The following is a 22,250-nucleotide window of genomic DNA, read 5'->3' as shown; positions in this document are numbered from 1 at the left end:
CGCAGTGTTGCCGGTATTTTGGAGATTGCCATGGCCCGCGAAATCCACGTCTTCCGAACCCCCGACCGCTTCGTGGCCGGGACTGTCGGCCAGCCGGGAAATCGGACCTTCTACCTGCAGGCCGTCCACGACAAGCGGGTGATCTCCGTCATCCTGGAGAAGCAGCAGGTGGCGGTGCTCGCCGAGCGGATCGCCGCGCTGCTGCTGGAGATCAACCGGCGCTTCGGCACCCCGATCCCGCCGGAGACGGTCGAGGTCGACGATCTGAGCCCGCTGATCACCCCGGTCGACGCCGAGTTCCGGGTCGGCACCATGGGCCTGGGCTGGGATTCGGAGGCACAGACCGTCGTGGTCGAGCTCCTCGCGGTGTCGGAGACCGAGTTCGACGCCTCGGTGGTGCTCGACGACGCCGAGGACGGCCCCGACGCGGTTCGGGTGTTCCTGAGTCCCGAATCGGCCCGCCAATTCGCGAGCCGGTCCAACCGGGTCATCTCGGCCGGGCGTCCACCCTGCCCGTTGTGCGATGAGCCGCTGGATCCCGAAGGTCACATCTGCGTCCGAACCAACGGCTACCGGCGCGGTGAACTGTTTTCCGGGTCCGACGATGACGACACCTGAGTCCGGTGCCGATGAGGTGCTGCAGCGTGGCGAGCTGAGCATCCTGGGACGGATTCGTTCTGCGAGCAACGCAACGTTTCTGTGCGAGGCGACGCTGGCCGGGGAGGCCGTGCACTGTGTGTACAAGCCGGTGCGCGGCGAGGCGCCGCTGTGGGATTTCCCGGACGGTACCCTGGCCGGACGCGAGCTGGCCTCCTATCTGGTGTCGGCCGCGCTGGGCTGGAATGTGGTGCCGTACACCATCATTCGCGACGGTCCTGCCGGACCCGGCATGCTGCAACGCTGGGTCGACCAGCCGGGTGACGAGGATCCGGACGACGCGGAGCAGGCCGGTCCCGACCTCATCGATCTGCTGCCTGCCGGCAAGATCCCGGCGGGATTCCTGCCCGTGCTGCAGGCCTACGACTACGCAGGCGACGAGGTGACGCTGGTGCACGCCGACGACGACCGGCTGCGCCGGATCGCCGTGTTCGACGTGCTGATCAACAACGCCGACCGCAAGGGTGGTCATGTGCTGTCCGGGGTCGACGGCGGCGTCTACGGCGTCGATCACGGGGTCACCCTGCACGTCGAGGACAAGCTGCGCACCGTGCTGTGGGGGTGGTCCGGCAAGCCGGTGGACGACGACATGCTGGCCGACGTCGCGAAACTGGGGGACAAGCTGAAGGCCGATCTGGGCGCCGACCTCTGCTGCCACATCACGCCACGCGAAGTCGCGGCGCTGAGAGCCAGAGTCGTTGCCTTGCTGCGCAATCCGGTGATGCCCACCGCAGACCGGCGACGCCCGATCCCATGGCCCGCCTTCTGACATGTTCTACTACGTCGGTGACCCTCACCGATGCCGCGCTGGCCGCCGAGGTGGCCGCCGAGGCCGGTGAGATGCTGCTCGCGATGCGCGAGGAGATCGGTTTCTACGATCCCTACGACCTGGGCGACGCCGGTGACAGCAGGGCCAACACGTTGATCCTGGACCGGCTGCGCCGCGCGCGACCGCACGACTCGGTGCTGTCCGAGGAGGCCGTCGACGACGTGTCCCGGGTAGACGCCGACCGGGTGTGGATCGTCGACCCGGTGGACGGCACCTACGAGTATTCGATGCCGGGACGTGCCGACTGGGCGGTGCACATCGCGCTGTGGCAGCGCACCCCCGGGACCGGCGGGGGGCGTATCACCGACGCCGCCGTGGCGCTGCCGGCACGCGGCGAGGTCTACCGCACCGACACTGTGACGGCACCCCCGCCCCGCGCCGACGGCCCGATCCGGATCACCGCCAGCTCGAATCGTCCGCCGCCCGTGCTGTGGCGGATCCGCGAGCAACTCGACATCCAGCTGGTGCGCATCGGTTCGGCAGGCGCCAAGGCGATGGCGGTGGTCCGCGGTGACGTCGACGCCTACCTGCACGCCGGAGGCCAGTGGGAGTGGGATTCGGCCGCGCCGGCGGGCGTGCTGTGGGCGGCGGGTATGCATGCGACCCGCCTCGACGGATCGCCGCTGATCTACAACCGTCCCGACCCGTACCTTCCGGATCTGTTGATGTGCCGACCGGAGGTGGCCGGCATCCTGCAGGAGGCGATCTGGTCGGCGTACCGGTGAGCCGGGGGTCTGGCGGGGACCATGGCCGGGACGCGACCGGGAATGAAACGGCCCTCGACGCTGTCGCACAGGGCGATGTCTAAAGTCGAGGCTATGCAATCGTGGTCGGCGCCGAAGATTCCGGTGCTGCCGGGACGTGGACCGCAGCTGCGGTTGTACGACAGCGCGGACCGTCAGGTGCGGCCCGTGGCCGCGGGCGACACCGCCACCATGTACGTGTGCGGCATCACCCCGTACGACGCCACCCATCTCGGTCACGCCGCCACCTACCTGACGTTCGACCTGGTGCACCGGCTGTGGCTGGACGGGGGCCATGACGTGCACTACGTGCAGAACATCACCGACGTCGACGATCCACTGTTCGAGCGCGCCCACCGCGACGGCATCGGCTGGCGCGAGCTCGGCGACCGCGAGACCGACCTGTTCCGTGAGGACATGGCCGCGCTGCGGGTGCTACCGCCCCGTGACTACGTGGCCGCGACGGACGCCATCGCCGAGGTCATCGAGCTGGTGGAGAAGCTGCTCGCCTCCGGTGCCGCCTACGTGGTGGACGACCCGCAGTACCCCGACGTCTACTTCCACGCCGACGCCACACTGCAGTTCGGCTACGAGTCCGGCTACGACCGCGACACCATGATGGCGCTGTTCCGTGAACGGGGTGGCGACCCGGACCGGGCGGGCAAGGCCGACCCGCTGGATGCCCTGCTGTGGCTGGCCGCCCGGCCGGGGGAACCCAGTTGGCCGTCGCCGTTCGGGCCGGGACGCCCCGGCTGGCATGTCGAGTGCGCCGCGATCGCGCTCAGCCGCATCGGCACCGGCCTGGACATCCAGGGCGGCGGCAGCGACCTGATCTTCCCGCACCACGAATTCTCGGCCGCCCACGCCGAATCGGTCACCGGGGAACGCCGTTTCGCCCGCCACTACGTGCACTCGGGAATGATCGGCTGGGACGGTCACAAGATGTCCAAGAGCCGCGGCAACCTGGTGCTGGTCTCGCAACTTCGGCGCGACGGCGTCGACCCCGCGGCCGTCCGGCTGGGGCTGTTCGCGGGCCACTACCGTGAGGACCGGTTCTGGAGTCCTGCCGTGCTCGAGGAGGCCCTGACCCGCCTGCGCCGGTGGCGCGAGGCGACGGCCCTGCCGGCCGCCCCCAATGCCGCCGACGTGGTCGCGCGAGTGCGCCGCTACCTCGCCGACGATCTGGATACCCCCAAGGCGCTTGCAGCCCTTGATGGTTGGGCCACGGACGCGCTGACTTACGGCGGTCACGACGCCACGGCCGGACAGACGGTCGCCACGGCTGTCGACGCGCTGCTGGGCGTTGAGCTGTAAACCGCTTCCCGTGGAGTAAGTTGCGGCCATGATCCGCAACCTCACCGTCCTGCTGGCAGCGCTGGTGCTGCTGGCCGGTTGTGCCACCGACACACCGCAGCAGGACGACGAGCCCTCGTCGACGTCGGCGGCTCCTCCGGCTGCGGCGGCCGTCAGCCCGGAAGAGGCTCGTGCTATCGCCAAAGAGGCCTACATCTACGGCTTCCCGATGGTCGACAACTACCGCGTGCAGTACAGCTACTTCGTCGACAAGCAGGATCCGGAGTACAAGGGCGGCTGGAACGAGATCCACAACACCGCCCGCGTCTACACCCCTGACGACACCACGATCCAGACCCCCAACTCGGACACCCCGTACTCGGCCGTCGGTGCCGACCTGCGCGCCGAGCCGCTCGTCCTCACGGTGCCGCCGATCCAGCAAGACCGTTACTACTCACTGCAATTCGTCGACGGATACACCTACAACTTCGCCTATGTCGGCAGTCGCACCACCGGAAACGGCGGCGGAAAGTTCCTGTTGGCCGGGCCGAACTGGCAGGGTGAGAAGCCCGAGGGTATCGACGAGGTCATCCGGTCCGACACCGATCTGGCGTTCGTGCTGTACCGCACCCAGCTCTTCGGCCCGTCGGACATCGACGAGGTCAAGAAGATCCAGGCGGGCTACCAGGTCGCGCCGCTGTCGGTGTTCCTGAACCAGCCGTCGCCCGCACCCGTCCCCGCCATCGACTTCGTGCCTCCGCTGACCCCCGAGCAGCAACTCACGTCGCCGCAGTTCTTCGAGATCCTCAGCTTCGCCATGAAGTTCGCACCGACACTTCCCGGGGAGGAGCAGCTCCGTGACCGGTTCGCCACGATCGGCATCGGTCCCGACGGCAACTTCGACGCCGAGGCACTGAGCCCGCAGATGCGCACCGCGATCGAGGCGGGCATGGCCGACGCCAACGCCGAGCTCGACGCGTTCAAGAAGAACGAGATCGACACCGGCAAGGTCACCTCGGCCGACATCACGGGAAGCCGTGAGACGCTCGGCCAGAACTACCTGTACCGGATGGCAGGCGCTGTCCTGGGCATCTACGGAAACTCCAAGGACGAGGCGCTCTATATCGGGTCTTTCAACGACTCCGCCGGTGCGCCGCTCACCGGGGCCAACAACTACGTCTACCGCATACCGTCCGGCCAGTTGCCCCCGGTCAACGCGTTCTGGTCGCTGACGGTCTACGAGCTTCCGGCCAGCCAACTGGTGGAGAACCCGATCAAGCGCTACCTGATCAACTCGCCGATGCTGCCCAGCCTGGTTCCGGACCCCGACGGCGGCTACACGTTCTACGTCCAGCACCAGTCGCCGGGAATCGAACGGGAGGCCAACTGGCTGCCCACGCCCGAGGGGCCATTCCAGATGGTGTTGCGACTGTACTGGCCCAAGCCCGACGCCCTCAACGGCACGTGGAAGGCGCCGCAGCCCGAGAAGGTCTGAGCCCTGAGCCCTGAGCGTGCGTGGAGTCAGCTTCTGAAACGGCGTGTCCGCTGCAGACACGCACGCTCGCGACGACGCGTCTAGCTGCGGTAGCCGGGACCCCGGCGCCGCAGGTAACGCTCGAATTCGGCGGCCAGCGCGTCCCCGTCGATCTTGGCCACCGCCTCGTTCATGTCGACCTCGGCGTCGCCGCGTTCCTCCAGCGACTGCACGTACTCGGCGATCTCGTCGTCCTCGGAGGTCATCTCCGTGACGGCCTGCTCCCACTCCTCGGCCTGCGCGGGCAGGTCCGCCAGCGGGACCTCGATGTCGAGGACATCTTCGACACGGCGCAGCAGCGCCACGGTCGCCTTCGGATTCGGTGGCTGCGACACATAGTGCGGGACGGCGGCCCAGAACGTCACCGCGGGGATTCCGGCCTGCACGCAGGCGTCCTGGAACACCCCGGCGATCCCGGTCGGGCCCTCGTAGCGGGTCTCTTCCAGGCCGAACGTCTTCGCCGAGTCCGCCGAGTAGGCCGCCCCCGACACCGGCACCGGGCGGGTGTGCGGGGTGTCGGCCAGCAGCGCACCCAGGATGACGACGGTCTGCACGTTCAGCTTGTCGGCGATGGCCAGCAATTCCGCGCAGAACGTGCGCCAGCGCATGTTGGGCTCGACACCGTGCATCAGCACGATGTCGCGGTCACTGCCCGGCGGGCGGCAGTGCGAGATCCGCATCGACGGCCAGACCAGCTCGCGGGTCACTCCGTCGATCTGGCGGATCACCGGTCTGTTGACCTGGTAGTCGTAGTAGGCCTCGTCGTCGATCTCGACCAGCGTGTCGGCCTCCCAGATGGCATCCAGGTGCTCGAGCGCATCGCTGGCCGCGTCACCGGCGTCATTCCAGCCTTCGAACGCGGCGACGATGATCGTCTCGCGCAGATCGGGCAGGTCGGATCGCTTCGGACCGCTGAAATCCGAGGGGGTCACCAGGCCAGCGTAAGCCCTGCATGGGCCCGATGACGCTCATCGACTCGCGTCCGGGGCCGGCGTGGGCGACTACCCTGGCTGTGTGACCGGCCCGATCGACGATGAGTGCGAGGCCGGCACCGGCGGCGAGACGAAATAGGTTCGGCGCCACGCTGGTTAAAGAAGCTGGTCCCCCCAGACGCGCCGGGGTTGGGCCGGGCGTCCAGACGTCGATCGGGTGACGACGTAGACTTTCCTGGTCGAGAGGCGTTGCAACGGTTCCGGGTCATGCCCGTATCCGCCACGCTCGGCAGAGTCAAGGACGCCTTCCGCAATGGAAGGAGCGCACGTGACTGCCTCTACGTCCACCACCGCTGCGTCGGACACTTTCGCGCCGAACATCCGCCCCGACTGCACCGACGAACTGACGGCGGCCCTGCGGCAGCGGATCATGGTGATCGACGGCGCCATGGGCACCGCCATCCAGCGGGACCGGCCCGACGAGGCCGGATACCGCGGCGACCGGTTCACGGAGTGGCCGACGGCCCTTCAGGGCAACAATGACCTGCTGACCTTGACGCAGCCCCAGATCATCGAGGCGATTCACCGCGAGTACCTCGAGGCGGGCGCGGACATCCTGGAGACCAACACGTTCAACGCGAACGCGGTCTCGCTGTCCGACTACGACATGGCCGACCTGGCCTACGAGCTGAACTACGCCGGCGCCGCACTGGCCCGCAAGGCGGCCGACGAGTTCAGCACCCCCGAGAAGCCCCGGTACGTCGCCGGCGCCATCGGGCCGACGACGCGGACCGCGTCGATCTCGCCGGACGTCAACGACCCCGGAGCACGCAACGTCTCCTACGACCAGCTGGTCGCCGCGTACCTCGAAGCCGCCAACGGCCTGGTCGACGGCGGTTCCGACCTCATCATCATCGAGACGATCTTCGACTCGCTGAACGCCAAGGCGGCGGTGTTCGCCGTCGAGACGCTGTTCGAGGAACGCGGACGCCGCTGGCCGGTGATCATCTCGGGCACCATCACCGATGCGTCCGGTCGTACCCTGTCCGGCCAGGTCACCGAGGCATTCTGGAATGCGATCCGGCACGCGAAGCCGCTCGCGGTCGGCCTCAACTGCGCCCTGGGCGCGCCGGAGATGAGGCCCTACATCGCCGAGGTGGCGCGCATCGCGGACACCTTCGTGTCCTGCTACCCGAACGCCGGTCTGCCCAACGCCTTCGGCGAGTACGACGAGTCGCCGGAGGCCCAGGCCGGATACATCGCCGAGTTCGCCGAAGCCGGCCTGGTCAACATGGTCGGTGGGTGCTGCGGAACGGCACCGCCGCACATCGCCGAGATCGCCAAGGTGGTCGAGGGCAAGACCCCCCGTGAGCTGCCGGAGATCGGGGTGGCCACCCGGCTCTCCGGGCTTGAGCCGCTCAACATCACCGACGACTCGCTGTTCGTGAACATCGGTGAGCGCACCAACATCACCGGTTCCGCCCGGTTCCGCAACCTCATCAAGGCTGAGGACTACGACACCGCCCTGTCGGTGGCGCTGCAGCAGGTCGAGGTCGGTGCACAGGTCATCGACATCAACATGGACGAGGGCATGATCGACGGCGTCGCCGCGATGGACCGGTTCACCAAGCTGATCGCGGCCGAGCCGGACATCAGCCGCGTCCCCGTCATGATCGACTCCTCGAAGTGGGAGGTCATCGAGGCGGGCCTGAAGAACGTGCAGGGCAAGCCGATCGTCAACTCGATCTCCATGAAGGAGGGCGAGGAGAAGTTCATCCGCGAGGCCCGGCTGTGCCGTAAGTACGGTGCCGCCGTCGTGGTAATGGCGTTCGACGAGCAGGGCCAGGCCGACAACCTGGAGCGCCGCAAGGAGATCTGCGGCCGCGCCTACCGGATCCTGACCGAAGAGGTCGGCTTCCCGGCCGAGGACATCATCTTCGACCCGAACTGCTTCGCGCTGGCGACAGGCATCGAGGAGCACGCGACCTACGGGATCGACTTCATCGAGGCGTGCGCCTGGATCAAGGAGAACCTGCCCGGGGTGCACATCTCCGGAGGTATCTCGAACGTCTCGTTCTCGTTCCGTGGCAACAATCCCGTCCGCGAGGCGATCCACGCGGTGTTCCTGTTCCACGCCATCAAGGCCGGACTGGACATGGGCATCGTCAACGCCGGCGCGCTGGTGCCCTACGACTCGATCGACCCCGAACTGAGGGACCGCATCGAAGACGTCGTGCTCAACCGTCGCGAGGACGCCGCCGAACGGCTGCTGGAGATCGCGGAACGGTTCAACTCCTCGGAGAAAGCCGACGATCCCGTCGCCGCCGAGTGGCGCAGCCTCCCTGTTCGCGAACGGATCACCCACGCGCTCGTCAAGGGGATCGACGCCAACGTCGACGACGACACCGAGGAGTTGCGGGCCGAGATCGCCGCCGCCGGTGGCCGCCCGATCGAGGTGATCGAGGGTCCGCTGATGGACGGCATGAACGTCGTCGGCGACCTCTTCGGCGCGGGCAAGATGTTCCTGCCCCAGGTCGTGAAGTCGGCGCGGGTGATGAAGAAGGCCGTCGCGTACCTGCTGCCCTACATCGAGGCAGAGAAGGAAGAGGCCGGGACAACCGGGTCCAAGGACACCAACGGCACGATCATCATGGCGACCGTCAAGGGCGACGTCCACGACATCGGCAAGAACATCGTCGGAGTTGTGCTGCAGTGCAACAACTTCGAGGTGATCGACCTCGGCGTGATGGTGCCTGCCCAGAAGATCCTGGACGCGGCCAAGGAACACGATGCCGACATCATCGGGCTGTCCGGCCTGATCACCCCGTCGCTGGACGAGATGGTCAACTTCGCCGTCGAGATGGAACGGGAAGGGCTGAAGATCCCGCTGCTCATCGGCGGCGCGACCACCTCGCGCGCCCACACGGCCGTGAAGGTGTCGCCGCGCCGCAGCGGTCCGGTGGTCTGGGTCAAGGACGCCTCCCGCTCGGTACCCGTCGCCGCGGCGCTTCTCGACGACAAGCAGCGTCCGGCTCTGCTGGAGGCCACCGAGAAGGATTACGCATCGCTTCGGGAACGGCACGCTCAGAAGAACGAGCGGCCGACGTTGACGCTGGAGAAGGCCCGGGCCAACCGGACGCCGATCGAGTGGGAGGGCTATACGCCCCCGGTGCCCGCACAGGGCCTCGGCGTTCGAGAGTTCCTGGACTACGACGTCGCCGAGTTGCGCGAGTACATCGACTGGCAGCCGTTCTTCAACGCCTGGGAGATGAAAGGCCGCTTCCCGGACATCCTCAACAATCCGGTCTCGGGCGAGACGGCGCGCAAGCTGTACGAGGACGCCCAGGAGATGCTCGACACCTTGATCAAGGAGAAGTGGCTGACGGCCAACGGGGTCATCGGATTCTTCCCGGCGAACGCGGTGGGCGACGACTTCGAGGTCTACACCGACGAGACTCGCACCGAGGTGTTGACCAAGCTGTACAACCTGCGTCAGCAGGGCGAGCACCGGGACGGCATCCCCAACCGGAGCCTCGGCGACTTCATCGCGCCCAAAGCAACGGGTCTCAAGGACTACATCGGCGCGTTCGCCGTCACCACAGGTCTCGGCAGCGCCGCCGTGATCAAGGAGTTCAAGGCCGCCAACGACGACTACAACGCGATCCTGCTGGAGTCGCTCGCCGACCGGCTGGCCGAGGCGTTCGCCGAACGGATGCACCAACGGGTCCGCAAGGAGTTCTGGGGATTCCAGCCCGACGAGCAGCTGGACAACGAGGACCTCATCGGCGAGAAGTACGTCGGAATCCGGCCCGCGCCCGGCTACCCGGCCTGCCCGGAGCACACCGAGAAGGCGACGCTGTGGGAGTTGATGGATGTCAAGGAGCGCACCGGGATCGAGCTGACCGAGTCGATGGCGATGTGGCCCGGTGCCGCCGTCAGCGGGTGGTACTTCTCGCATCCACAGTCGCAGTACTTCGTGGTCGGGCGGTTGGCGCAGGACCAGGTGGCCGACTACGCGAAGCGCAAGGGCTGGACGCTGAAAGAAGCTGAGCGCTGGCTCGCGCCCAACCTCGGCTACAACCCGGAGGACTGAGACACCCCGGTCCCGGCGAACCTCGTCTGCGAATTCCCCATTCAATGACGGCGGTGTCAATGCTCTGCTAGTAGTGGTAGTCACTGCCACACACGCATTCGTCGCGCCGGGGGGCCCATGTGCTGACGTCGGGTCACGTCTTCCCTAGTCCTCGGCCACGTCGATGACGAGGGCGCCCACAGGACGACATCCGCTGGGGGCGACCTGGGTGATGATGATCGGTTTCTTCCTCACCGTCGTCGACTCGAGCATCCTGCCGGTGGTCAACCCGGTGATCAGGCAGGAATTCGGGATCGACTACAACGCCGTCATCTGGGTCACGAGCATCTACCTTCTGACGTTCGCCACCGTCCTTCCCGTCGGTGGACGGCTCGGGGACCGGTTCGGACCCAAGAACATGTACATGTTCGGACTGGCGCTGTTCACTGCGGCCTCGGTGTGGTGCGGACTGTCCGATTCGCTGGAGGCGCTGATCGCCGCGCGCGCCATCCAAGGTGTCGGCGCGGCGCTACTTGCGCCACAAACCTTTTCGGTGATCACCCGCATCTTCCCGCCGGAACGGCGCGGAGTCCCCATGAGTCTCTGGGGGGCTGTTGCGGGGGCGGGCATGCTGATCGGCCCGCTGGCCGGTGGTGTGCTTGCGGACCAGCTGGGCTGGCAGTGGGTCTTTCTGGTCAACGCGCCGATCGGTGTCCTCGGACTCGTGCTCGCGGTCCGGTTCATCCCGGCGCTGCCCGGCCGCCCCCACCACCTCGACATGTTCGGGGTGCTGCTGTCCGGCGTGGGCATCTGTCTGATCGTCTTCGGCCTGCAGGAGGGGCAGCACCACGGCTGGGAGCCGTGGAGCCTGGCCGCGATCGCTGCCGGCGTCGTCACGATTCCGATGTTCGTCGTCTGGCAGGCCGTCGAGCGACAGCAGCCGTTGATCCCACTGACCCTGTTCCGGCACCGCAACTTCACGCTGGCCAATGCCGGGATCGCAGTGGTGAGTTTCGCATTCGTCGCGTTCGCCGCCCCAATGATGTTCTATCTGCAGGAGGCACGCGGGCTGAGCCCGACCCGCGCCGCCCTGATGCTCGCGCCGCTCGCCATCGCGACCGGCATCCTTGCTCCGCTGGTGGGAAGAGTCGTCGACCGCGTCCCGCCGCGCCCGATCATCGGAATCGGATTCGCCACACTCGCGGTCGGGTTGTTCTGGCTCGCCGTGGAGATGAGTCTCGATGCGCCAGTATGGCGATTGGCGATGCCTCTCACGGTGATGGGCGTCGCGGGGGCGTTCACGTGGGAACCGCTGGCGGTCATCGCTTCCCGGCCGCTGCCTTCGGAACTGGCCGGTGCGGGATCTGCGGTGTTCAACACGGCCCGCCAACTCGGAGCGTTGCTGAGTAGTGCCGGCATTGCTCCTCTGATGACGTGGCTGGTGAGCCGAGAAGGCGCGAATGTCACCGCTGCGATGTCCCGGTCGATGCTGTTGCCGGCATTCGCCGCGGGCGTCGGCCTGATCACTGCGCTGTTCCTGGTCGGGCCGGAACATCTCCGCGGCGCTGCCACGTCCAGACGTCGGCTGCGGGCGACGGCGAGCGTGGCGCTGTGACTGTCATGGCCGGCACGCCGTACTCGTCGGTGCACGAGGTCGACGCGCTCAGCGACGACGCCCTGCGCGACCTGTTCGCCTATCGCGACGGGGTTTCCGGCCCCTGGCTGCGCGCGAATTTCATCTCCAGCATCGACGGTGCGGTGACGTTCGACGGGTCCGGGCGCAAGTTGGGGACGCCGACGGACCGCCGCGTCTTCGCCCGGCTGCGCGAGGTTGCCGATGTCGTGCTCGTCGGTGCCACGACCGCGGCGGCCAAACCCTACGCGGACATGGCGCTCACCCCCGACGCCCGGGCCTGGCGGTTGTCGCACAAGCTGGGGGCGGACCTGCCGGTAGCGGTGGTGTCCAGCCGCGGCGTCATTCCGCAACAGCTGCTGGAGAATTCGTCGGCGCCGCCGATAGTGCTCGTCTCCGCCGACGCCGGCGTGCGGTGCCGTCGCGCGCTCGCCAGGTCCGGGGCCGTTGTGGTGGAGCTGGCGGGCGTCCCGATCCGCCCGGCCGCCATACGGCAGGCTCTCGCGGCGGTGGGGCTGAACCGGGTGCTCGTCGAAGGCGGCCCGACGTTGTTCTCGCAGTTGGTGTCTCACGACGCGATCGACGAGTTGTGCCTCACCACCAGCCCCAGGATGGTGGCGGGCCCCGCGCGTCGCATCGCCACGTCCGACCAGCACGCCGAAGTGCACATGGAGCGCAAACGCGTACTGCTGGGCGGCGACGGGACAGTGATCGTCCAGTGGGTCAGGACGTAGCGGCGCCGGACTCCGACAACGTCCGCCACACCCGAGCGGGCGTCATCGGCAGGTCGCGCACCCGGGCCCCGCACGCTCGGGCGATCGCGTTGGCCAGCGCGGGTGCGACCGGATTGTAGGGTGACTCGCTCATCGATTTGGCCCCCATCGGACCGATCTGGTCGTAGGTGTCGGCGAACAACACGTCGGTCACCGGGACGTCGGCCAACTGCGGAATGTGGTAGTTGCGCAGCGCGGTGGTGAGCACCGTGCCGTCCGGACCGATCAGCACCTGCTCGTAGAGAGCTCCTCCGATCGCCTGCGCGACACCACCTTCCACCTGCCCGCGGCACTGCTGCGGGTTCATCACCACACCGGCGTCGGCGGCCTGCACCGACTGCAGGATGCGCACTTCGCCGGTGCGCGGATCCACCGCGACCCGGAAGCCCTGCACGTTGAACGCGACCGACCGGGGCGTGCCGTCGTGGCGGCCGTAACCGACCAGATCGCTCGGCAGGTCGGTGAATTCCACCAGCCGGGTGCCACATTGCACGCCATGGACGGTCACCGTGCAGGTGTGTACGGCGGCGCCGGTGAGCTCCGCCGCGGCGTGGATCATGGCGACGCGCAGATTGCGGGCCGCCAGCATGACCGCCTGTCCGGCCACCACCGTTCCCGCGGACCCGAACGCGCCGGTATCGTAACTCGTTGTCCGAGTGTCGGATTGATCGACATGGACGCGTTCCGGGGTGGTGTTGAGTTCTGTGGCCACCAGCTGGGTGTGCACGGTGGTGGTGCCGTTGCCGAACTCGGCCGTGCCCACCGACACCAGATACTCTCCGTCCGCGGTCACCGTCACAGACGCCTCGGCAAGATGGCCGCGCGGCGGAATCGTCGCGATCATCGCCACCGCCACGCCTTCGCCCACGGCCCAGCCGTCGGGGCCGCTGACCCCGTTGCCGTCGGCCAGGGCCTGACGTGTCAGGTCGAGGCATTGATCCAGGCCGTAGCTGCCGAAGGCGAGGTCGCCGTGACCGACACTGTGGTCGATGAACTCATCGCCGGGCACCACCACATTGCGTCGGCGGAATTCGACGGGGTCGATGCCGAGCCGCGTGGCCAGTTCGTCGACAGCGGATTCGATCGCGAAGATCATCTGGCTCAGGCCGTATCCCCGGAACGCTCCAGAGGGCAGGTTGTTGGTGTACACCGCCGCAGCGTCGACCCGCTTGTTCGCGCACCGGTACACCGACACCGATTCCGAGCAGCCGTGGAACATCACACCGGTGCTGTGGTTACCGTAGGCGCCTGCGTCCACCAGCACGTCCACGGCCAGCGCCGTCAGCACCCCGTCCGCGCCTGCGGCGGCGGTGACGTCGATGCGGAACGGGTGCCGGCACGGGGCCACGGTGAACTGGTCCGAGCGGGTGAACTCATAGCGCACCGGCCGGCCGAGCCGCAGCACCGCCAGCGCGACGATGTCCTCGGTGAGCATCTCTTGCTTTCCGCCGAACCCGCCGCCCACGCGACGCGCGAACACCCGCACGTCGTCGGGCGCCAAGCCGAACAGATGACACAGCTCGTCGCGGACCAGGAACGGTACCTGGGTGCTGGTGCGGACCACCAGCGTGCCCTCGTCGTCGCGCCACGCGGTGCAGCCGTGGGTCTCCAGGTGGGCGTGCTGCACGCGTTGCGTGGTGTAGCGCTCCCGCACCACGGCACCGCCCGCGGCCACTGCAGCGGAGACTCCGACGGCGACATCGCCGACCCCGCCGTGCACCTCGGCGACGGTGTTGCGCAGCGGGTCGGCGATACGGGAATCTGATGTCTTGCCGGCATGGAGCACGGGCGCGCCGGGCTCGCGGGCCGCCTCGGGATCGAAGAGGGCGGGCAGCTCCTGGTAGGTGACTGCGATGGCGCGACAGGCCTCTTCGGCTATCGCCACGGTATCGGCGACGACGGCTGCCACCCGCTGACCGCGGAAGCGCACGGTGTCATCGAGGATCCGGGTGTCGTCGGGGTCGTCGTGCCGGTTCTCGTGCCGGGCGGTGGAGAAGAGGACGTCCGGGCTGTCCCGGTGGGTCAGCACCAGGTGGACGCCGTCGAGCGCCTCGGCCGCCGAGGTGTCGATGTCGACGATCCGTGCGTGCGCGACCGGGCTGGCCAGCACCGCCAGGTGCAACAACCCGGGCGGTGCGAAGTCCATCGTGTACTGCTCGGTGCCGGTGACCACCGCCATCGCGGCAGGCGCACCGACGGACCGGCCGACGCCACCTGACTTCTCGACGTTGACCCTGCCGTCCAGTGCGTCGGTGATGGCGCGATATCCCGTGCAGCGGCACAGGTTTCCCTTCAAGGACTGTGGCAGGTCGGCCAGCTGGTCCTCCGACAGCGCAGACGCTGTGGTGATCATCCCCGCGGTGCAGAACCCGCACTGGAAGCCGCCCGCGTCGACGAATCGGCGCTGCAGCGGGTGCAGATCGTCGGGTGTCCCCAGGCCCGCCACGGTGGTGACGTCGCAACCGTCCGCGCGGAACGCGGGAAACACACAGGAGTGCACCGCTTCGGCGTCGACCAGCACGGAGCAGGCTCCACAGTCACCCGTGTCGCACCCCTTCTTCACCTCGAAACGGCCGCGCTCACGCAGATAGGTGCGGAGGCACTGGCCCGGCCGTGGCACCTCGTGCACCTCGTCGCCGTTGATCCGGATGGTCACGTCAGCTCCTTGCGGATCTGCTCGGCGAGGACGAGGGTGACGGCACGCCGCCAGTCCGGATCGCCGTGCGCGTCGACCGTCCAAGAGGCCGCATCGATGCCGGCGTGTGCGGCCGCCAGCTCGGCCGCCGTGGGGGTGGCGGGGAAACGAAACACGAACGGGCGGACGGTGGCTGCGGTGACCGACAGTGTGCAGCCGCCGCCGTCGGAGGCCTGGTCGCGCCTGCCGATGACGACGATGCCCGACCGCCCCAGCGGCGAGGGCGCCAGTTTGCGGTAGGCGGTGGTCGCCCGCAGCGCCGCCGCGGGGAGCCACACCGACCTCAGCACGTCCCCGGGCGACAGCGCGTTGGTGGCCGCCCCGGTCACGAACTGCGCGACAGGCATCCGGACGTCGCTGCCGTCGGCCCGCCACACCGTCACCTCGGCGTCGAGCGCGCAGGTGAGGGAGATCATCGAACCGGCCGGAAGCGACAGGCTGATGTTGCCGCCGACCGTGGCCAGCGACCAGATCTTGAAGGACGCGAGAAGCGCGGTGCAGCACTGGTGCAGAAGCGGGGCGGCCGTCCACTCGGGTCTCTCGCGCTTGAGGGTGGACGACAGCCGGGACACCTCGGCGACGGTGCAGGTGGCCGCGAGCTCGATCCCGTCATCGTTGACGGTCACCGGCGGCCAGCCGAGCCGGGTGATGTCGACGAGACGGCGGATGTGGGGCTGCGGTTCGGAGAACAGCCACGTGCCGCCCGCGAGTATCGCGTCGCCGGGGCCCAGCGGCCACAGCTCGTCGCGGCTTGTCGGTATCGTCGTCGCTTCGACGGTGTTGAGGTCCATGCTCAGATGACCGGGGTCACGGGCCCACCCATGATGTTGCCGACGATGCCGCGAATGATGTTGCCGCCGTCCTCGTTCCGCAACTCGGAATACCACTGTGCGGTGGTGTCCGGATCCTTGGCGTGGGTCACGTCGCAGCGTTTGCGGGCGCGCAGCACCAGATCGCCCGCACGGTCGGCGCGCGCCTGCTGGTAGGCCAGCAGCGCGCCGTGCACGTCTGCGGGGTGATCCCTGAACGCCCATTGCAGTGCGATCGCGTCCTCCATCGCCGAACATCCACCCTGCCCGATGTCGGGGGTGGTGTTGTGCGCGGCATCGCCCAGCACGGCGACACGGCCTTTCACCCACGTATAGAAGGGGTCGAGGTCGAGGATCTCCACCCGGTTGGTGGTCGCCGGGTCCAGCGTGTCGATCAGCACCTGCACGCCGGGCGCCCATTCGCCGAAGTGTGCACGCAGAACCTCACGGGCGCTGCCCCTTTCATACTGGGTGCCCTGGGGCTCGACCACGTCGAAGAAGAAGTAGAACCGGTTGTCGGCCACGGGCATCACCGAAACACGCTTGCCGTCACCGACATAGGTCGTCCATTCGGTCGCAGGGCCGATCCTGTCGTCCGTCTGTACCAGGCCGTTGAAGTTCACGTAGCCCGCGTAGCGGCGCGTGACCGGGCCGCCGAGCACATACTCGCGGGTCAGCGAGCCGGCTCCGTCGGCGCCGATGATCACGTCGGCGCTCACCGTCGTCCCGTCGGCGAATGTTGCCGTCGCGGCTTCGGGTCCATCCTCGACGGCCACCATCTGCATGCCGAACGCGATCTCGTCGAGGCCGTAGGCCTGCATCAGCATCAATTGCAGTTCAGCACGCGCGATCGGGTAGGGGCGCTGGCCGACCTCGTCGATCAACGGCTGCATGGAGAACCGGCACATGGTGTCGCCGGTGAAGCCGTCGATGTAGCTCATGGTGTCGACGATGCCGCCGAGCCGTGCCGTCTGCTCTTCCAGGCCGAGATAGTTCAGGCACTTGACGCCGTTGGACCACACCGAGATCGCCGCGCCCACGGGCTTGTTCTCGGTGACCCGCTCATACACCGCGGTCTCGAACCCGATCTGGCGCAGTGCGATCGCCGCGCTCATGCCGCCCATGCCGGCGCCGATGATCACCGCTTTCATGGCTGGACCCCCATCTCAACTCCCTCGATAGGTGGAGTACGCGAACGGCGACAACAGAAGGGGAACGTGACAGTGTGGCGCCTCGTCGGTCACCTCGAACGCGATGACCACCTCGGGGTAGAACGCGGCCACTTCCTGTGAGCGGAAGTAGCTTCCGGTGTCGAAGTGCAGCCGATACACGCCCGCCGTGAGATTTTCGGCCACCGACCTGACCCGGCCGTCGCCGTCGGTGAGGGCCGAAGCCAGCACGGCGGCGTCGGAGTCGGTGAGCGTCACGGCGACGCCGACCGCGGGCCGGCCCGACACCGCGTCGAGGACGTGGGTGGACAGCGAGCTCATGCGGTCTCCTTTGACAGCAGGCGTTCCAGTCGGAGGCGGTTGATCTTGGCCAGCTCCGAGCGCATCACCCGACGCTCGGTGTCGGGGTCGTTGTCGAGGCGATCGGTGAGGATATCCAGGAGTTCCTCGGCGGTGCGCCCGCTCGCACACACCAGGTAGACGTATCCGAACGTCTGCTCGTAGAGCCGATTCTTCTCCGCCAGTTCGGTTTTGACCCCGTCATCCGCTGCGGCCACCTTCGCCTGCTCCCGGGCGGAACTGGCGTTGTCCGCCTTCGCTCCGATCCGCGGGTGGCCGTCGAGCGCCGCGGCGAGCTCGGCGTCGGGCAGTTCGGCAAGCACCTGGTCTGCGCGGCGGAGCAGCGCCTCCGGATCGCGGAACGGTCCACCGGCCAGCACGCGCCGGGCCCAGATCGGCGACGAGCACACGTCATAGAGCAGGTGCATGCGCTGCCGCTCGGTGAGGCGGTTGAAACCGTCGACGCCCAGCGGCTTCGGGGAGTGCACGCCTGCCATCTAGTGGAGTTCGTTGAGTCGGCTGAACCGTGCCGCGGCAATGGGATTCGCGTCGGCGACGAGGTCGCTGAACCGGTAGTTGGCGATCTTGGCCACTTCGATCAGTGCGAACGCCTTCTCGGCGGCGGGGGAGTTGTCCATCCGGGCCCAGCCGTTCTTGAGCACCCGGTCGAAGTGCTCGGTCTCGCGGGCACAGATGATCAGCGGGAAACCGAAGTGTTCCCGATACGAGCCGGCCATCTGCACCACGTCATTGTGGTCGTTCTCGTCGAGATTGGACAGTGCGACATGGTCGACCGCCAACGCGTGACCGGTGTCGTCCTCGGCGCCGAGGTCGGGGAACGCCGCGAGCAACTCCAGTTGCTGATCCGAGGAGCCGGTGAGCACGGCGTCCTGGAACGCCTCCCGCAGCGCCTTCGTGTCGGTGAACGGCCGCTGCTCGTAGGCGCGCTCGACGGCCCACGGCACGTCCTGCACCACGTGTCCGAACACCTCGGTGAAGCGCTCCCTGGTCATGGCATTGACCTCGTTGAGGGTGATGGCACCGCCTCCGGCCACCCGGGGACCGTGGCCGCCGGTGTGGAAGAACACGATGTTGAGCAGGATGGCGCTCACCGCGCCGATGCTGATACCACTGCCGAAGATCAGGTCGAGCCCCGTGGGCATGGCCTGGGCGATGTCGGGATAGGACGTCACCCACAGTGCCAGCGCGAGGCTGGTCGTCACGATGATCAGGTTGCGGTGGTCGGTGAAATCGACCTTGCCCAGCGTCTGGATCCCGACGACGGCGACCGTCGCGAACAGTGTCAGCGCGGCGCCGCCGAGCACCGGGTTGGGGATGGAGGCGACGATGGCCGCCACCTTGGGCAGGAAGCCGAGCAGGATCATGAACACCCCTGCCGCGGCGACCACCCAGCGGCTCTTGACGCCCGTCAGGCGGACCAGGCCGACGTTCTCGGAGAACGCGGTGTAGGGGAACGAGTTGAAGATGCCACCGATCGTGGTGGCGACACCGTCGGCGCGCAGCACATTGCCGATGTCGGAGGCCTTGACCCTTTTTCCGACGATCTCGCCGGTCGCGATGGTGGAGCCGGTCGATTCCACCGCGGTGATCATCAGCACGATGATCATCGTCAGGCAGGCGACGAAGTCGAACTTGGGCATCCCGAACAGGAACGGCGGGGTGAAGCCCAGTGCGGCGGCGTCACCGACCCTGTCGAAATCCATGTCGCCGAGCGCGTAGGCAACGGCGCAGCCGATCACCAGCCCGAGCAGCACGGCGATGGTCGCCACGAATCCGCTGAACAACCGCTGGATGGCGACGATGATGGCGATCGTGCCCAGGGCGTAGAGGAACCACCGGATGTTGGTCGGATCGGGCTCGTGGGTGTGCGGGTTGGTCACCGCGTCGAGCGCGCCTACCGGCACCAGGCACAACCCGATGATGGTGATCAGCGTGCCGGTCACCACCGGCGGGAAGAACTTCAGCAGCTTGATGAAGATCGGGGCGATCAGGAAGGTGAACACCCCGGCGACGATCACCGCGCCGTAGACGTAGACCATGCTGGCCGAGCCGCCGCCGTTGGCCAGCCCGATCGCGATGATCGGGGACACGCCGGCGAACGTGACGCCCTGCAGCAGGGGAAGGCGGACCCCGATCTTCCAGAACCCGACCGCCTGGATGATCGAGGCGATGCCACAGGTGAACAGGTCGGCCGTGATGAGCATGACCAGTTCCTGCTCCGACAGCCCGACCGCGCCCGCGATGATGATGGGCACCAGCACCGCTCCCGCGTAGAACGCGACGACGTGCTGGAAACCGTAGGTTGCCAGCTTGGGGATTGGCAGCACCTCGTCGACCGGGTGAACGCGTCTGGCCTTCTTGGCCGAGGTTGGTGCCGTCATCGTCCAAGAATCGGGCAGATCACAGCACTTCGCCCGTCGAGCGGTTAGCACGATGTAACAACGCCATGACACAATCGCGTCGTGCGAGCGGTGCTGTGGGACATGGACGGCACCCTCGTCGACTCCGAAAAGCTGTGGGATGTGTCACTTTCCGCTCTGTACGAGACGTTCGGCGGCGCCATGAGCCGCGAAACCCGCACAGCCTTGGTCGGCGCATCGGCCGAGGAGACGATGGTGACGGTCTACGCCGAAGTCGGTCGTGACCCGGACCCGGCGGCGATGGCGGAGTCGATTCGCTGGCTGCACCGGTACACCGCGGATCTCTTCGACGACGGGCTGCCCTGGTGCGACGGCGCCCGGGAGATGCTGGAAGCCCTTGCCGCGGTAGGCACTCCCATGGCTCTGGTCACCAACACGCAGCGCGCGCTCACCGAGCGTGCACTCAACAGCATTGGCCGCCACTACTTCTCGACCACCGTCTGCGCCGACGAGGTACCCAACGGCAAACCCGCCCCCGATCCCTACCTGCGCGCGGCCGAGCTCCTCGGGCTCGAACCCTCGGAGTGCCTGGCGGTCGAGGACTCGGTGACCGGAACCGCGGCGGCCGAGAAGGCCGGCTGCGCGGTCCTCGTGGTCCCCAACGACGTGCCGGTGCCCGGTGGCATCCGCCGTCGCCACGCCGCGTCGCTGGCCGGCCTGTCGGTGGCGGATCTGCGCAGGATCCACCACGAGATCGACAAGGAACTGCGCGAACGCAGCGCCTGACCCGCCTGCCGCCGATTCGGTGTGCTTGATCGGGCCCACTTGTGGGAACACCTCCGGCGGCAGCACGTGAGTGCTTGAATGTGATTCGTATCACGCAACGTTGCGGAAAGGTCGCCACATGGCCGGTCAGGGTGGTCCCGTCGGGGAAGGTCCCGAGATTTTCGAGGAGGGTCAGGACTTCTCGTCCGGCAAGACCGCGGTGCGGATCGCCTCCGTCGCCGCGCTCGGCGGTCTGCTGTTCGGCTACGACAGTGCGGTCATCAACGGGGCGGTCGACTCGATCCAGGAGGACTTCGGCATCGGCAACGCCGAGCTGGGCTTCGCCGTCGCCTCCGCGCTGCTGGGTGCCGCGGCCGGCGCCATGACCGCAGGCCGTATCGCCGACCGGATCGGCAGGATCGCGGTGATGAAGATCGCCGCGGTGCTGTTCCTGGTCAGCGCCTTCGGCACCGGCTTCGCCCATGAGGTGTGGACCGTGGTGCTCTTCCGCATCGTCGGCGGCATCGGTGTCGGCGTCGCCTCGGTGATCGCCCCCGCCTACATCGCCGAAACCTCACCGCCGGGGATCCGCGGTCGCCTCGGGTCGCTGCAGCAGCTGGCCATCGTGTCCGGCATCTTCCTGTCGTTCGCCGTGAACTACCTGCTGCAATGGCTGGCCGGCGGCCCCAATGAACCGTTGTGGCTGGGTCTGGACGCCTGGCGGTGGATGTTCCTGGCCATGGCGCTACCGGCGGTGCTGTACGGGGCGCTGGCCTTCACGATCCCGGAATCGCCGCGGTATCTGGTTGCCAGCCACAAGATCCCGGAGGCCCGCCGCGTGCTGAGCATGTTGCTCGGGCAGAAGAATCTCGAGATCACCATCACGCGCATCAAGGAGACACTGGAGCGCGAGGACAAGCCGTCCTGGCGGGACATGCGCAAGCCGACCGGCGGTCTCTACGGGATCGTCTGGGTGGGCCTCGGGCTGTCGATCTTCCAGCAGTTCGTCGGCATCAACGTGATCTTCTACTACTCCAATGTGCTGTGGCAGGCGGTCGGGTTCAGCGCCGACGAATCGGCGATCTACACCGTGATCACGTCGGTGATCAACGTGCTCACCACGCTGATCGCGATCGCGCTGATCGACAAGATCGGCCGCAAGCCGCTGCTGCTGATCGGCTCCTCAGGCATGGCCGTCACCCTGATCACGATGGCGGTGATCTTCGCCAACGCGACGGTCAATCCCGACGGGACCCCCAGCCTGCCGGGCGCGTCCGGAGTCATCGCGTTGATCGCGGCCAACCTGTTCGTCGTCGCGTTCGGGATGTCGTGGGGACCGGTGGTGTGGGTGCTGCTCGGCGAGATGTTCCCCAACCGGATCCGGGCTGCCGCCCTCGGGCTCGCCGCTGCGGGGCAGTGGGCGGCCAACTGGCTGATCACGGTCACCTTCCCCGGTCTGCGGGAGCACCTCGGCCTGGCGTACGGCTTCTACGGGCTCTGCGCAGTCCTCTCGGGTCTGTTCGTCTGGCGGTGGGTGATGGAGACCAAGGGAGTGACGCTGGAGGACATGCACGGGTCGATCATGCGCGAGGACAAGACCGCGGCCGGCTGAGCCGGTCGGCAGCC

At 67.7% G+C, this 22,250-nt stretch carries 17 protein-coding genes; 10 read left to right on the top strand and 7 right to left on the bottom strand.

All coding sequences use genetic code 11. The annotated features are described in order from the left end of the window. Positions 1-30 precede the first annotated feature (30 nt). The 5 genes from EL337_RS16765 to EL337_RS16745 all read left to right on the top strand — a co-directional run bounded on the left by EL337_RS16765 (position 31) and on the right by EL337_RS16745 (position 5,017). Positions 31-618 (top strand): Rv2134c family protein, encoded by a 588-nt coding sequence (locus EL337_RS16765; RefSeq protein WP_048631699.1) that lies wholly within the window; start codon positions 31-33, stop codon positions 616-618. Next, entirely contained in the window at positions 605-1,426 is an 822-nt protein-coding gene (locus EL337_RS16760) for an Rv2133c family protein (RefSeq protein WP_048631698.1), read from the top strand. The genes EL337_RS16765 and EL337_RS16760 overlap by 14 nt, the downstream gene beginning before the upstream one ends. 17 nt (positions 1,427-1,443) lie before the next feature. Further along, a complete protein-coding gene (locus EL337_RS16755; protein ID WP_083443027.1) occupies positions 1,444-2,211 on the top strand; it encodes a 3'(2'),5'-bisphosphate nucleotidase CysQ in 768 nt (255 codons plus the stop codon). A gap of 93 nt (positions 2,212-2,304) precedes the next feature. Beyond that, positions 2,305-3,543: a cysteine--1-D-myo-inosityl 2-amino-2-deoxy-alpha-D-glucopyranoside ligase gene (gene mshC / locus EL337_RS16750; RefSeq protein ID WP_048631696.1), complete on the top strand. Its 1,239-nt coding sequence runs from the start codon at positions 2,305-2,307 to the stop codon at positions 3,541-3,543. Between the two features lie 28 nt (positions 3,544-3,571). Beyond that, the gene (locus EL337_RS16745) at positions 3,572-5,017 is read left to right on the top strand and encodes a DUF1254 domain-containing protein (RefSeq protein WP_048631695.1); all 1,446 of its coding nucleotides are present in this window, start codon (positions 3,572-3,574) and stop codon (positions 5,015-5,017) included. A gap of 80 nt (positions 5,018-5,097) precedes the next feature. Here EL337_RS16745 and EL337_RS16740 read toward each other — a convergent pair whose 3' ends face one another. Then, entirely contained in the window at positions 5,098-5,988 is an 891-nt protein-coding gene (locus tag EL337_RS16740; protein WP_048631694.1) for a PAC2 family protein, read from the bottom strand. 313 nt (positions 5,989-6,301) lie between these two features. On the opposite strand from EL337_RS16740, the gene metH reads away from it, so the two are divergent. The 3 genes from metH to EL337_RS16725 all read left to right on the top strand — a co-directional run bounded on the left by metH (position 6,302) and on the right by EL337_RS16725 (position 12,427). Next, positions 6,302-10,081 carry a methionine synthase gene (gene metH, locus EL337_RS16735; RefSeq protein WP_048631693.1) on the top strand — a complete coding sequence of 1,260 codons (3,780 nt, stop codon included), beginning with the start codon at positions 6,302-6,304 and terminating at the stop codon, positions 10,079-10,081. A 163-nt stretch (positions 10,082-10,244) separates the two neighbouring features. Then, positions 10,245-11,675 (top strand): DHA2 family efflux MFS transporter permease subunit, encoded by a 1,431-nt coding sequence (locus EL337_RS16730; RefSeq protein ID WP_083443025.1) that lies wholly within the window; start codon positions 10,245-10,247, stop codon positions 11,673-11,675. Between the two features lie 5 nt (positions 11,676-11,680). Then, positions 11,681-12,427 carry a dihydrofolate reductase family protein gene (locus EL337_RS16725; RefSeq protein WP_048631692.1) on the top strand — a complete coding sequence of 249 codons (747 nt, stop codon included), beginning with the start codon at positions 11,681-11,683 and terminating at the stop codon, positions 12,425-12,427. Here EL337_RS16725 and EL337_RS16720 read toward each other — a convergent pair. The 6 genes from EL337_RS16720 to EL337_RS16695 form a co-directional block, all read right to left on the bottom strand. Further along, positions 12,417-15,122, bottom strand: coding sequence for a molybdopterin-dependent oxidoreductase (locus EL337_RS16720; protein WP_048631691.1), 2,706 nt, complete (start codon positions 15,120-15,122; stop codon positions 12,417-12,419). The two genes, EL337_RS16725 and EL337_RS16720, sit on opposite strands and share 11 nt — an antisense overlap. Next, the gene (locus EL337_RS16715; protein WP_048631690.1) at positions 15,119-15,952 is read right to left on the bottom strand and encodes an FAD binding domain-containing protein; all 834 of its coding nucleotides are present in this window, start codon (positions 15,950-15,952) and stop codon (positions 15,119-15,121) included. Before EL337_RS16715 ends, EL337_RS16720 begins: the two co-directional genes overlap by 4 nt. A gap of 2 nt (positions 15,953-15,954) precedes the next feature. Continuing rightward, positions 15,955-17,121, bottom strand: a complete 1,167-nt coding sequence (gene hpxO / locus EL337_RS16710; RefSeq protein WP_048631689.1) for an FAD-dependent urate hydroxylase HpxO — start codon at positions 17,119-17,121, stop codon at positions 15,955-15,957. Positions 17,122-17,136: 15 nt separating this feature from the next. Then, positions 17,137-17,460 carry a hydroxyisourate hydrolase gene (uraH, locus tag EL337_RS16705; protein ID WP_048631688.1) on the bottom strand — a complete coding sequence of 108 codons (324 nt, stop codon included), beginning with the start codon at positions 17,458-17,460 and terminating at the stop codon, positions 17,137-17,139. After that, positions 17,457-17,906 (bottom strand): 2-oxo-4-hydroxy-4-carboxy-5-ureidoimidazoline decarboxylase, encoded by a 450-nt coding sequence (gene uraD, locus EL337_RS16700; RefSeq protein WP_048631862.1) that lies wholly within the window; start codon positions 17,904-17,906, stop codon positions 17,457-17,459. Before uraD ends, uraH begins: the two co-directional genes overlap by 4 nt. 69 nt (positions 17,907-17,975) lie before the next feature. After that, complete coding sequence (locus EL337_RS16695) at positions 17,976-19,880, bottom strand: PbuX/PucJ/PucK family nucleobase permease (RefSeq protein ID WP_048631687.1); 1,905 nt, start codon at positions 19,878-19,880, stop codon at positions 17,976-17,978. A gap of 81 nt (positions 19,881-19,961) precedes the next feature. Here EL337_RS16695 and EL337_RS16690 point away from each other — a divergent pair, with 81 nt between their 5' ends. Together EL337_RS16690 and EL337_RS16685 are read left to right on the top strand one after the other, a co-directional pair. Next, a complete protein-coding gene (locus EL337_RS16690; protein ID WP_048631686.1) occupies positions 19,962-20,645 on the top strand; it encodes an HAD family hydrolase in 684 nt (227 codons plus the stop codon). Between the two features lie 118 nt (positions 20,646-20,763). Then, positions 20,764-22,236, top strand: a complete 1,473-nt coding sequence (locus EL337_RS16685) for a sugar porter family MFS transporter (protein WP_048631685.1) — start codon at positions 20,764-20,766, stop codon at positions 22,234-22,236. Positions 22,237-22,250 lie beyond the last annotated feature (14 nt).

Source organism: Mycolicibacterium aurum, assembly GCF_900637195.1.
In the GTDB taxonomy this organism is placed as follows: domain Bacteria; phylum Actinomycetota; class Actinomycetes; order Mycobacteriales; family Mycobacteriaceae; genus Mycobacterium; species Mycobacterium aurum.
This window is presented reverse-complemented; position numbering and strand designations above follow the sequence as displayed.